Source organism: Shewanella sp. UCD-KL12 (assembly GCF_001957125.1).
Taxonomy (GTDB): Bacteria; Pseudomonadota; Gammaproteobacteria; order Enterobacterales; family Shewanellaceae; genus Shewanella.
Genome location: NZ_MPHJ01000002.1, coordinates 197,826 through 210,747, shown reverse-complemented (window position 1 = coordinate 210,747; position 12,922 = coordinate 197,826). Strand labels below are relative to the sequence as shown.

Sequence of the window (12,922 nt, the reverse complement as noted above, 5' to 3'; positions counted from 1 at the left end):
ACTCACCTTCAGTAAGCATGCATAAATAAAAATGGGCTATGTGTGGACGTTAGCTAACGAAAAAGCCTGTTAACTGGAAACCAACTAACATCAGACCTCCACTCATCAACAAGGTGTTCGCTGCGGTTGAAAACTGCAGGTAGCTCCCATGTCGTCGCCAAAAACTCATTAAAATAAGCACTAAACCTAGCGCCAAAAATTGTCCAATTTCTACCCCAACATTAAAGGCTAAAATGTTTGTGACTAGGCCGTCTTCAGGCAGATTAAACTCCTGGATTTTAGTCGCCAGACCAAAGCCGTGAAACAGGCCAAAGATAATAACCGCTAGCTTAGTATTGGGCTGAAAACCAAAAACGCGCTTAAAACCACCTAAGTTGTCAAAGCCCTTATAGACGATTGAAAAGCCGATGATGGCATCAATCAAATACGCATTAACCTGAATATCACTGAGCACACCAAATAGCAGGGTAATACTATGACCTAAGGTAAATAAGCTGACATACAGCACAACATCTTTCGTTCTGAACAGAAAGAAGATCACCCCAACCAGAAATAACAGGTGATCATAGCCGGTGACCATATGCTTGGCACCGATATAGATAAAGGGCAGAATCGATACCCCTTCGTTAAGTGTTAAAAACTGCCTAGTATCCTCATCTACCCCGTGGGCAAAGAGAGAAAAAGAGGCAAATAGCCCTAAAAATACCACCAAAAATTTGATAGCACTCGCCAAAGATTGGCTCATACAGATACTCCAAATACAAATTTTGAATCAGGTAAGTACACTTAAACTCTAGGCGCTAAGCGCTAGCAAAAGTGTCTCACTAAATTGGAACAGCGCTAATCGTAAAATACTGATTAAACGCTAAATAAATGAAGAGTATTAGCTATAAGGAGGCGGAATGGGTGGCGCGTAACGACGATTGGTATAGGTGATCTCATCATCACTGAGGATCGCTATTTGAAAAAAGCTCGCAATAAATAGGGGTTCTGCAGGTGGATGAGACGGAGTGTGTGAGTGATTAGCATGCTCATGTTCAGCTTCAGTCGCCGATACAGCGCTATAAGCTAGCAAATTACTATTACTGCTACTATCGTTCACTGAAGGCACAGGCTCTGTGGCATTAAATGCAATAACACCATGATGATGAGCATCATGGCCAGTAGCACTGTTTGAGTTATCAGCGCTAGCCTGGCTGTATACATGGCTGTGATGATGACTCACATCACTACCCATAGGGTGTTTACCACTGGGGTATTGCACAGAAAAAGCGGAACCAACGGCGAAAAACTGACAGATAAGCACCACCAGCAATATTGCTAGTGTGATCTTCGAGCTAGGCTGGCCATAGGCGGCAAGTCTTGGCTGTGAAGCATCTGCTTTCAGTTTCTACTCCAATCAATTATTAGTCATCAGTCGTCGCCATTAAATCAGATCCCACACCTGATTATCAAGATAAGAGATGCACCTATTTCCCTGCATGGGCAAAAATTAACGTCAGATTTTATAAAAACAAAAAGGGTTAGCACATTGCTAACCCTTCTGTTGTTGGCTTCAGTAATAGTCTGCTTTGATTAACTTAAACTAAGCTCGCCAGCATCTCCTCTGAATATGTCACTAGCTCTTTACCTTCACGAACGCGCTCTACATAGTCCGGGTTGCTGATAAAGGGGCGACCAATAGCAAGCAGGTCAAATTTATCATCGCTAATTGCTTCACTGCCTGTTTCAGCCGTGTAGCTACCTACACCCACTAAAGTTTTGTTATAGGTAGTGCGAACATAGCTTGAAGCGCTCCCGCCTAAATGCTCAAAGCTCATTGCATCATCAAATATACCTATGTGTAGATAGGCAAGATCGCGCTTTTCAAGTTCAGGTAGTAGATAGTCAAATACCTCTTTGTCACGTGCATCAGCTTCAATATGCACATAAGCACCCGGTGATACACGTAGCGCTGTCCTATCGTTACCAATTCTTGCCACTATCGCATCGACAACAGCCAGAGGAAAGCGACTCATGTTTTCTGCAGTCTGACCGTACTCATCACTGCGCTGGTTACTGTCAAAATGCAGGAATTGATCAATCAGGTAGCCATTTGCCCCATGGATCTCGACTCCGTCAAAGCCTGCATCAATTGCGTTAGCTGCAGCCTGAGCATAATCAGCCACTAGTTGCTCAATATCCACTGCCGTTACTGCGCGTGGGGTTTGATAATTCAGCTCACGCATTCTTGGGACCGTGCCCTCAAACCCGACTGCTGATGGGGCGATAACTTCATCGTTAACTCCCCACTTTTCGGAATAAAAGTGCGGATGAGCGACGCGGCCAGTATGCCAAAGCTGAGCAAATATTTTGCCTCCACTTTTATGGACTGCGTCAGTGACAACACGCCAACCATCAATCTGAGCAGGAGTAAATAAACCCGGAGTATTTGGGTAGCCTTGGCCATCAGGGCGAATAATCACAGCTTCAGAGATAATAAGGCCCGCTTCAGCGCGGCGGCCATAGTAGTCAGCCATCGCTTGTGTTGGTACTAATTCATCATCTGCCATGCAACGAGTCAGTGGCGCCATAAGGATGCGATTCTTCAGTGTGAGCGTGTCATTTAGCGCGTAGCTTTGAAATAGGTTATCAGTCATAGCGACCTCTGATTCTTGAATGAGCATTCAAGATAACCTTTCTTGAATGCTCATTCAAGATCTTTTTTGAATAAACGTTCAACAAAGCGTACAATAGCCTTAATCAGCTCATGCTGAACCTCCATCACTGCACAATAGAGAGCTCAATAGCATCATGCGTAATGCCGAATTCGATAGAGAAAAAGTATTAAGATCTGCCATGACCGCCTTTATGAATAAAGGTTATGGCAAGACCAGTATGCAAGATCTAAAACAGGCAACCGGGTTACACCCAGGCTCTATCTACTGTGCTTTTGAAAATAAGCGCGGCCTACTGCTGGCTGCTCTCGAGCAGTATAAACTGGATAGAAGTGCTGAGTTTCAGGGATTTTTCAGTGGTCAGGGGACAACACTGACTGCGTTAAAAGCTTACCTCGATAATATCGTTAAAGAGTGTCAAAGCTGTGATGCAGCCCAGGCTTGCTTGCTAACTAAAGCACTCAATGAACTCGCGGAGCAAGACGAGGAGGTCCATGGGATCATTACAGCTAACCTCGCTGATTGGCAGCAGGCTATTACCGAAGTATTTGAACAGGCAATTGAAAACAGTGAGATTGCTGCAAGCAGAAAAGCGGATGAACGCGCACGCTTTTTAATGATGGGGATTTACGGGCTACGTACCTTTGCCCACACTCACCCTGAAGCGGATACGCTCAAACAGCTTGCCGACCAACTATATCAAGATGTGTGTAGAGCTTAGCACTAAGTACTAAGTACTAGCTCTAAGTCTCAGTACTAAGACTCTACCAAGGAGAGCTAAGCACTCGCACCTAGCTCTCCCTCTTCACTTGGCTAACTGCAACGCATTTTGCTCAAGCCACTCTTTCGATGACCATAGCGATCCCTTGACCGACACCGACACACATGGTGCACAAAGCATAGCGCCCTTGAGTACGCTCAAGCTGATTGACTGCCGTCGTGGCAAGTCGAGCACCACTCATTCCAAGAGGGTGACCTAACGCGATTGCCCCACCTTGAGGGTTGATACGTGGATCATCATCTTTCAAACCAAGTTCACGAGTACAAGTTAGTGCCTGCGCCGCAAAGGCTTCATTAAATTCAAGAATATCCATATCATCGAGTGATAAGCCTAGGCGCTTAAGCAGCTTGTTAGTCGCAGGAACGGGTCCTAGCCCCATAATTCTTGGAGGAACACCCGCAACAGTCATACCGAGTATTTTCGCTCTTGGTTTAAGCTTATGCTTATTAACTCCCTCTTCGGATGCAAGCAGTAGCGCAGCAGCACCATCGTTGATCCCCGAGGCATTACCCGCAGTGATAGAGCCCCCTTCAAACAGCGGCGTTAAGCTGGCTAGCTTTTCAAGGGGAGATAATCGAAGATGCTCATCTTTGCTAAACACCATTGGCTCACCACGGCGAACAGGAATAATCACAGGGACGATTTCATTTTCAAAAAATCCCGCTTCCTGCGCACTTGCCGCCTTTTTCTGGCTATTGAAGGCAAAGCTATCTTGCGCTTCGCGGGAGATGCCAAAATCCTCGGCTAAGTTCTCTGCCGTCTGCGGCATCGCTTCGGTGCCGTACGCTTTATCAAGCTTAGGATTGATGAAGCGCCAGCCCATAGTAGTGTCATAAAACTCAGTGGAACGGGAAAATGGTGTGGCCGCCTTAGGCATCACAAAGGGGGCACGAGACATACTCTCAACCCCAGCGGCGATCATCAAATCCGCTTCGCCGGTGCGAATCGCACGCGCCGCATCACCAATGGCGTTTAACCCTGATCCACACAAGCGATTCACCGTGCAACCGGGTACCTCTTGAGGCAACCCTGCCAACAAACCTGCCATGCGGGCAACATTGCGATTATCTTCGCCTGATTGATTAGCACACCCCATCAATAGGTCATCACACTCAGCCCAGTTCACATCAGGATTTCGCTCCATCAGCGCCTTGATTGGCAACGCAGCTAGATCGTCAGCACGAACTGATGATAACCCGCCACCATAGCGGCCAATAGGTGTTCTTATGGCATCGCAGATATAGACGCTTGTCATTACTTCATCGAGAGTTAAGCTATCTGAACTCATTAGTTATTCCTATTCTATTTCTGTTGTTTCTGCAACTTTCAAGGCTTCGAACTGCGGTTTAAGCTTTTTAAAACCAGCATGAAGCACCTCAGCAAAGTGAGCAAGTTCCCTGTCACTCATCACTGTCGATAGAGTGCCTGAGCAGGTGTTGATCATCATGAAACCATTATCAAATAGATGATCCACTAAAGCAGTCATAAGCGTTGTCTCACCAGTCGTTGCAAAGGCGTCGCGATAATTAACCGGTGGCTTAACCTTCATATGGATACGGAACATTGAGCCATCGCCTGTGACGCACGCTGGTACGTCGACCAGCTTAATCACATCAGCGATCATCGCTCTAAGGTTATCGCCCTGCTGGTTTAACTCTGTCACCGCTTGCTTATCAAATAGCTGCATAGCGGTGAGTCCCGCTACCATAGTGACAGGGTTGGCAGAAAAGGTTCCTGAGTGTGGGAACAGCACCTTGCTATTAAGTGGGTTCATCACATCCATCACTTCAGCTTTTCCCGCCAAAGCACCGACAGGAAAGCCGCCACCGATCATCTTCCCCATAGCGGTAAGGTCTGGATTAATCGGATACTTGTCCTGCGCCCCGCCATAACCATTTCTGAAGGTGATCACTTCATCAAATACCAGCAATGAACCATGTCGCTCAGTCCACTCTCTAAGCGCAACAACAAACTCGGTTGAAGCAGGGATTAAGCCCACCCGGTGAGGTAACAGATCGACCAATACGCAAGCAAGATCATCTTTGTGCTTATCTAGGATGGCGATGGCGCGCGCTACATCATTAAAGGGGATGACGACCACATCATCGAGCGCCGCTTGTGGCGTACCAAATGCAACTGGTACGCTATTGGGTGCAGATTCATCCCCCCAAGTGGCTGGCGATGCAGTCTGACTGACCTCGGCATAGTCATATAGACCATGGTAAGCACCTTCGACCTTGGCAATTTTAGCTCGTCCTGTATAGGCACGAGCTGCTTTTAGGCAACTCATCACCGCCTCGGTGCCAGAGTTTACAAAGCGAAGCTTGTCAAAACCTTCATTTCGGCTACAGAGGTGCTCGGCGTAATCGATCTCAACTTCAGTGGCTAAGGTAAAAGCGCTACCTTTTTGCAGCTGCGCTGTGACATTTTCAACAATTTTAGGCTGAGCATGACCATGGATCAAAGCAGCCATATTATTGGCAAAATCAACCCGTGCCACCCCCTCGATATCAGTAACAACACAACCTGTGGCAGATTCTGCATAAAGAGGGTTTGGTTTGCGTAGCACGGTATTACGGCTACAACCACCAGGCATCAAGCTCAAGGCTTTTTGGTAAAGCTGTGCACTTTTGTTGGTGCTCTCATTTTTATTAGACATTGGCATTATCTTAATTCCATTTATCCACTTAACTATCTGTCCGCTCAAACGCTATGCGCGAATTAGCTCGCTCGCCGTTCGCTGCTGTACATAGTCAAAGTCGACACCTGGTGCTAACTCAACCACCTCAAAGCCACGCTTAGTCACCTTAATGACCGCAAGATCAGTATAGATCCGGCTAACAACCCCTTGCCCTGTCAGTGGGTAAGTGCAGTTTTCAAGCAACTTTGCATCTCCCTGCTTAGTGTTGTGCTGAGTGATAACAAAGATGGTTTTCACGCCTGCAACCAGATCCATCGCACCGCCTACAGCTGGAATGGCATCGATCGCCCCTGTAGACCAGTTCGCCAGATCGCCTTGTTTCGATACCTGCATCGCACCCAGCACGCAGATGTCTATATGCTTACCGCGGATCATTGCAAAGCTATCAGCATGGTGAAAATAGGCTGCTCCCGCTATGGCCGAAACTGGCTTTTTACCCGCGTTAATCAGCTCAAAGTCGATATCTTCATCATCTGGTGTTGGTCCCATACCCAGCAGACCATTTTCAGTGTGATAGATCACCTCACGCCCTTCAGGCACGTAGCGCGCAACCTTTTCGGGAATACCTATACCAAGATTTACGTAAGCACCATCTGGAATATCTTGAGCCGCTTTTTGCGCCATCTGCTCACGATCCCAACCTAACTGTTTAACAAGTGCGCTATCGGTTACTGAACTGCTCATGGGTAGGTCACTCCTGCACTGACAAGCTTAGATTCTTGAGCGGGTTGGTTAATGGTCACAATACGATCGACAAAGATCCCTGGTGTTACAACGACCTCTGGGTCGATAGCGCCAGCTTCAACATACTCTTGAGACTGTACTATGGTGCACTTAGCCGCCATCGCCATAATAGGAGCAAAGTTTCGCGCCGTCTTGTTATAGCGTAGGTTGCCGAGGCGATCTGCTTGCAAGGATTTGATCAAGGCAAAGTCAGCGGTAAGACCTAGCTCACGGACATATTCACGACCATCAAATATCTCATGCTTTTTGCCATCAGCTAGCGGTGTGCCTACTGATGTTGCCGTATAAAAAGCGGGAATGCCTGAGCCACCAGCACGAATACGTTCAGCTAAGGTGCCCTGGGGAACGAGCTCAAGCGCTATTTTTCCTGCACGGTACAGATCGGGGAAAACCGTAGAATTTGCGGTACGTGGAAATGAGCAGATCATCTTGCCCACCTGCCCGTTTTCAATTAAAGCAGCCAAACCCACATGACCGCTACCAGTGTTGTTATTAACAACAGTAAGGTTTTTAGCACCATGATCGATAAGCGCATGAATCAGCTCAATCGGGCTCCCCGATTCGCCGAAACCACCAATCATCACTGTTGCACCATCAAATATATCCGCTACCGCTTCGGCAGCTGAACCAGCTTGTTTATTTATCATCTTTTATTCCAAGTTAGTTTTACGTCAGACGTTTTCTAAATCAAACTTGTTACTTCAAAAGAGGCCTCCCCAGAAGGTACAGCCTGTAAATCCGCCCCTCATTAAGCGGTCATTCTCTGCTGCAGTGCATCAGCCAACTTAGTTTCAATCTCTTTAAGCTCATCCTCAAAGAAGAATTTTTCTGTATCAAATGGAGTTAAACAGTCAATGGTATTCTCGGTTTCATCATATTTAGCCAAGATAACCCTATCCATCCACTCCATATTTCTCGCTTCGGTAAATTGCAGTGCAAAGCACTTCTCACCGTTCACAATAGAGGTGCCAAGAATAGCCAGTTTGCCAGCTGAGATTGTCATCGAGATATGACGTGATGGACGATTAATTGAAGCTAGTGAACGATAGATACGGTTAAAAATCTTACTCATATCAGCCAATGGCGCAGTGTAATAATGATGCTCACCAGTCGGGCGGGCGCAGTACATAGAGTGGAATCCAATACAGAGCATGCCAAGAATGTTGGACAAGTCGATCCAGCTTTGTGATGAACGCTCGACATCAACGCCACCGTTTTCATCCATAAACAAGCTAATATGATTCATCATCGGGCTTTGGCTACGTATATTGACACCATGGTTTTGCAGGCGACGAATTGCAGCTAATGTACTTGGATTAAGTAACTCTCGAGGCGTTGAAAAGTGCGCCATCCATGCAAGCTGTACACCGTTATCGCGCATGGTATCGAACAGCTCAAGCATGCCTTCGTACTTCTCTGTTAGCACTATCTCTGGTTGAAATGTCAGTGCACGGGTCGCTAAGCGGACATTTTTTACATGAAGCAGTGACGGATCTTCAATGAGCGGCATTACATACTGCTTTAATCGGCTCATGGGCATATAACCGCCATCCCCACCTGTGATAAGAATGTCTGTGACCTCAGGATGACGTCTTAGGTACTCATGTAACTGGGCAATATCTTTTTGGATAAACATATCTTCATCGCCACGTACCTGTGCATGACGAAAGCAATAAGTACAAAATGAGAAGCAGTTTTGGGTAGTCTTATCAAATACCAGCTGACATTGTGGATACTTATGCTGGCTGCCATCCAGAAACTCCAGAACCCCTTCATCGTTAACAAACCAAGGTTTGTTTAACTGCTGGTTGCCATCATGGGGATTGGTCTCCTCCATATAATCAATTGCGACTTGAGTACGGGATTTAGCATCACCAGCATCGATATATCGCTTGGTCGTCGCGTCATTGATCATCCCAGGTTGTGGGAAAACTAACTGGAACACAGAATCCGTTGGGTAATCATCCCAGTTAATACTATTAAGTGAGTGACGCGTCGCCAGAAAACGGTAAACCTCAACGAAAAACTCTCGCTCATCGATATGACCGATGTCGATACCGTTGTGATTAAGAATGGCGCACACTTCGCGAAAGCCAGAGAGACCTGAATAATGCTCCTTATCGGTAAAAAGAAATTCCCGACTCTCGAGTAGCCCTGAATGCTGTGGAAAAGAAGCATGTAAACGACTCAACATCCCCGTTGGCAAGAGGTTTTCATTTTCAATAATCTTTGTAGTTTCATCGCTGTAACCATAGCGGGCCATTGTACGGTCACGGGCTTCAAGGTTTACGACAAGGTGTTTGTTTGAAGCTGGAGTGGAAGCTGATGAAACGGCATTTGCAGTAGAATCTGTAGTTACAAAGATCTGCTCAACAGGGTTTTGAGTGCTCATTATTATTGTCCTATCCATTCTTAAAGTGTGATATCGGTCAAAATTTAACTCGTACCTGTTAACCATATATTTTTTGTGGATATAGAAAAAATACTATCTTTTTATGTAAGGTATAGGTAAAAACTATGGGGCAGCGTTGAAGCCATAGAAAAGTGTAAGTAAATTGAGAGTAGAAAAGTCACGAGTCACAAGTCACAAGTCACAAGTCACAAGAAAAAGATAGAGCACAAAAAGATATGAGCACAAGCAAAAATTGAAACAGAGCTAGATCCTGAGATGAACTCAGGATGACAGCACAATGCAATAAGCAAAACAGTCGTGAACGAGACCAAAACAGTCGTGAACGAGTGCAAAGCTATCATTAACTTGAGCATGCAGTCATGCTGAACTTGTTTCAGCATCTAGATGTTGCCCTTACTTATCGCAGATAATTCACAACTTAAAGCTCACTAGCTTGGCCTAGTAACTAGTAGCTCCTAGCTTATAGCTCCTAGCTTATAGCTTATAGCTTATAGCTTATAGCTTATAGCTTATAGCTTATAGCTTATAGCTTATAGCTTATAGCTTATAGCTCGTAGCTCGTAGCTCGTAGCTCGTAGCAGGATAACCATGAAATTAAGATCACTTAAATACTTTCAATCAGTGTATGAGCAGGGCAGCATTACCAGTGCAGCTAAGTCATCCTTTGTGTCTCAGCCCTCTATTACTGCAGCCATTTCGCAACTTGAGCAGCTATTGAATATTGAGCTATTCATCCGTCACTCAGGAGGGGTTAGGCCGACCTCAGCTGCCGATAAGTTATATCCGTTAGCGCGAGAGATGAGTGATAATGAACAATCTATTCTACATCTGTTTAACGACGGTCCAACTCCAGTACCGTTAAAGCTCGGCTTGATGCGATCTCTTGGTGCCGAGCGAATGAGCTCTTTACTTAATGACCTCTCAAAACGAATAGACAACCTTGAATTAACATTAGTTGATCCTGATGAGCCCTGTGATGCAAGAGTCGTACTCTCTCAATCTGCTTGCCGTGGTGAGGAGTTTCTACCTATTTGGCAGGACAGTTATCAACTTGCGATTCCAAAAAATTGGTCACTAGCCACTAAGCCTTTAATTACACTTGAAGATCTGGATGGTATCTCCTTCATTAACCGTACCCCCTGCGATGCACTAGAAAAGCTTAAACAGGCGATGGTATCGAAGGGGGTGCAGTTTCAGATAAGAGCAAACATCAGGACCATAGAATATGCATGGCCGCTTGTAAGCGCTGGAGTTGGGGCCGCACTATTGCCAGACTGGCAGGAGATCACTCACAGTGATGGGTTTGTATTACGGCCAATCGAAGATACAAAACTAACAAAAAGAATTGGGCTAGCCTACAAGAGTGGCAGCCAAAACGATCCTATCATTGCCGCTGTACTTTCGGTCTGCAGAGCATCGGCCCTATAGGAACAAGAGTCTCACCGCTACATTCGCAGCGTCCGGCCATATAGGCAGAAAAGTGGTTAACTGTACTCGCTAGCCCTATTGGCTCGAGTGGTACTGCTTGTCTATAACCAGCCAGAGGCACCCTAATTGCTATCACAGTTTTACTTAACCACTAGCACAGGGCACTTAGCTTGATTTGCTACAGCTTCTGCGACATTTGGGCTGAGCATATGAGATAAGCCAGTGTGACCATGGCTAGCTATCACTATCATCCCCACTTCGCTCTCTTCAGCCTCAGCTAAAATCTGTGCCAACACGCCGCCAGTACGAATGTTAGTATGTACCATTAAGCCTTTAGGCATCTGCTCACGCACTTCAGATACAATCTGCTTCATCTTCTCATCAGCATGGGCTTCTTGATCTTGCAGTAGCTCTGCGGGGCTGTCGACCACTATGCCATAATCTGGTGCACCGTAAGGCAGACTGATCACATTGAGCAACCTAATATCGACTCCATAAAGGTTCGCCATCTCAATGGCATACCCTAAAGCATGGGACGCTGTTTCTGAGAAGTCGATAGGACACAATATATGACGGGTACGCATAACACACTCCTAAAATAACTATTATCAAATTGTAGAACTCAGAATCAAACAAACGTTTTTAACGGCAAATTAGCTAACCGCTTTACTTAACTCAGCGACTTACTCCACTGTGTCTTAATCATTGCGACTTAATCATTGCTATTTAACGATTAGCACAGGGCACTTAGCTCGATTCGCGACATCTTCTGAGACATTAGCATGTAGAAAATGCGGCAAACCCGTTCGCCCATGGCTGGCCATCACTATCATTCCCGCATGGATATTATCTGCCGATGCTAAGATCTCTTCAGCGGGGTGGCCATGACGAATAACACCTTCTATTGTTAATGCCTCATCTAAGGTGCCGATCAATTTACGCATGTTACCAGCCGCTTCATTGCCCATTCTTGCAGCCAATTCATCAGGTGTTACGGCTAATACACGAGTATGCTTATCCCCAAAAGGTTTATCGACTACATGTAATAAACGAACGCCCACTTTGTAAAAGTTTGCCATCTCTATGGCATAGCTCAAGGCATGAGAAGCTGTTTCAGAAAAGTCTGTAGGGCAGAGAATTTGACGTGTTCTCATAATACCTCCTAACAGATAGGACTCTGTACATAATTAGATTCGAGTAGATAGCGCAGCATTCGCCAGCAACGTGCTGTTAGCATTTACGAATACGTGCTACGCCATACTTAGCCCATAGGGCCACGTTAATGTTTGTACACTCATACAGGTAATAACTACTTGTACAGACTAAGTAACGCTTTTTAATTATAGTTCACAGTGGCTCCAAAGGGCGTTATTCACAAGGTATTAATGAACGATTTCAGTCGTATTTATGCCTATAAATATAGCCATTCAAACTAAGCAAGAAAAATAGCTAATTCTATGAAGCCACTCGCCTTATTTCACGACCATTACCGGGCATTTAGCCCCATTAGCTACACCTTCTGCAATGTTAGTATGTAATGCATGAGATAGGCCTGTACGACCATGACTGGCTATTACGATCATCCCAGCTTCTGATGTTTCAGCATCTTGCAAGATTTGTTCAATCGCTGAGCCACGCCGTATAACGGTTTCAATAGAAAGATCACTATCCAACCCCAAATACCCTCTTACGTCTCGCTCTAGTTGCGCCTCCATCTCGCTAAGAAATGCATTCATCTTCTCCGCAGCGGCTTGCTCCATGCCTTCAACCATCTCTTCAGGCGTTATCGCTAATATTTGATAACTTTCATTACCAACGGGTTGGTCTATCACATGTACTAAACGAATACCGACATGATAAAAATTGGCCATCTCGACCGCATACCTGAAAGCATGCGAAGCCGTTTCTGAAAAGTCTGTTGGGCAAATTATTTGACGAGTTCTCATAAGCTTCTCCTCTTTACTCATTTTATTAAGTAACTCTCGAGCTACTCAGCTAAAACAATCTCAATTTCAACCGCTAATAGACGTTGCCAAAGACTACTCCCCCAAACAGGCTTAAAACCTCTATTTATCTTTCATTAATTCCTATGTTTAACCCTTTAATATCAGTCTAAACCTGGCCATTTTATAGACATTGATCTTGGTCACATATCCCCCCAATATCACAATATTTTTGTATGATTTTCATTCAACGGT

General features: G+C 45.5%; 13 protein-coding genes. 2 read left to right on the top strand and 11 right to left on the bottom strand.

Annotated elements, in window-relative coordinates:
- Positions 1-49 precede the first annotated feature (49 nt).
- The 3 genes from BM736_RS07030 to BM736_RS07020 all read right to left on the bottom strand — a co-directional run bounded on the left by BM736_RS07030 (position 50) and on the right by BM736_RS07020 (position 2,639).
- Complete coding sequence (locus tag BM736_RS07030; protein ID WP_076410310.1) at positions 50-745, bottom strand: HupE/UreJ family protein; 696 nt, start codon at positions 743-745, stop codon at positions 50-52.
- A 138-nt stretch (positions 746-883) separates the two neighbouring features.
- A complete protein-coding gene (locus BM736_RS07025; RefSeq protein ID WP_256717750.1) occupies positions 884-1,264 on the bottom strand; it encodes a hypothetical protein in 381 nt (126 codons plus the stop codon).
- A gap of 316 nt (positions 1,265-1,580) precedes the next feature.
- Positions 1,581-2,639 (bottom strand): alkene reductase, encoded by a 1,059-nt coding sequence (locus tag BM736_RS07020; RefSeq protein WP_076410594.1) that lies wholly within the window; start codon positions 2,637-2,639, stop codon positions 1,581-1,583.
- A 154-nt stretch (positions 2,640-2,793) separates the two neighbouring features.
- On the opposite strand from BM736_RS07020, the gene BM736_RS07015 reads away from it, so the two are divergent.
- Positions 2,794-3,378 carry a TetR/AcrR family transcriptional regulator gene (locus BM736_RS07015; protein ID WP_076410306.1) on the top strand — a complete coding sequence of 195 codons (585 nt, stop codon included), beginning with the start codon at positions 2,794-2,796 and terminating at the stop codon, positions 3,376-3,378.
- Positions 3,379-3,490: 112 nt separating this feature from the next.
- Here the strand turns inward: BM736_RS07015 and pcaF are convergent, their stop codons facing one another.
- The 5 genes from pcaF to BM736_RS06990 form a co-directional block, all read right to left on the bottom strand.
- Positions 3,491-4,693, bottom strand: a complete 1,203-nt coding sequence (pcaF, locus tag BM736_RS07010) for a 3-oxoadipyl-CoA thiolase (RefSeq protein ID WP_076410592.1) — start codon at positions 4,691-4,693, stop codon at positions 3,491-3,493.
- Between the two features lie 42 nt (positions 4,694-4,735).
- Complete coding sequence (locus BM736_RS07005; protein WP_076410590.1) at positions 4,736-6,097, bottom strand: aspartate aminotransferase family protein; 1,362 nt, start codon at positions 6,095-6,097, stop codon at positions 4,736-4,738.
- 51 nt (positions 6,098-6,148) lie between these two features.
- Complete coding sequence (locus BM736_RS07000) at positions 6,149-6,823, bottom strand: 3-oxoacid CoA-transferase subunit B (protein ID WP_076410304.1); 675 nt, start codon at positions 6,821-6,823, stop codon at positions 6,149-6,151.
- Positions 6,820-7,530 (bottom strand): 3-oxoacid CoA-transferase subunit A, encoded by a 711-nt coding sequence (locus BM736_RS06995; RefSeq protein ID WP_076410302.1) that lies wholly within the window; start codon positions 7,528-7,530, stop codon positions 6,820-6,822. The genes BM736_RS07000 and BM736_RS06995 overlap by 4 nt, the downstream gene beginning before the upstream one ends.
- Positions 7,531-7,631: 101 nt before the next feature.
- On the bottom strand, positions 7,632-9,275 hold the full coding sequence (locus BM736_RS06990; protein WP_076410300.1) for a hypothetical protein: 1,644 nt from the start codon (positions 9,273-9,275) through the stop codon (positions 7,632-7,634).
- Positions 9,276-9,884: 609 nt separating this feature from the next.
- On the opposite strand from BM736_RS06990, the gene BM736_RS06985 reads away from it, so the two are divergent.
- A complete protein-coding gene (locus tag BM736_RS06985) occupies positions 9,885-10,724 on the top strand; it encodes a LysR family transcriptional regulator (protein ID WP_076410297.1) in 840 nt (279 codons plus the stop codon).
- 140 nt (positions 10,725-10,864) lie between these two features.
- On the opposite strand, the gene BM736_RS06980 is transcribed toward BM736_RS06985, so the two are convergent.
- The 3 genes from BM736_RS06980 to BM736_RS06970 all read right to left on the bottom strand — a co-directional run bounded on the left by BM736_RS06980 (position 10,865) and on the right by BM736_RS06970 (position 12,670).
- Complete coding sequence (locus BM736_RS06980; protein WP_076410295.1) at positions 10,865-11,308, bottom strand: universal stress protein; 444 nt, start codon at positions 11,306-11,308, stop codon at positions 10,865-10,867.
- Between the two features lie 138 nt (positions 11,309-11,446).
- A complete protein-coding gene (locus BM736_RS06975) occupies positions 11,447-11,878 on the bottom strand; it encodes a universal stress protein (protein ID WP_076410293.1) in 432 nt (143 codons plus the stop codon).
- A gap of 318 nt (positions 11,879-12,196) precedes the next feature.
- Complete coding sequence (locus tag BM736_RS06970) at positions 12,197-12,670, bottom strand: universal stress protein (RefSeq protein WP_076410291.1); 474 nt, start codon at positions 12,668-12,670, stop codon at positions 12,197-12,199.
- Between the last annotated feature and the right edge of the window lie 252 nt (positions 12,671-12,922).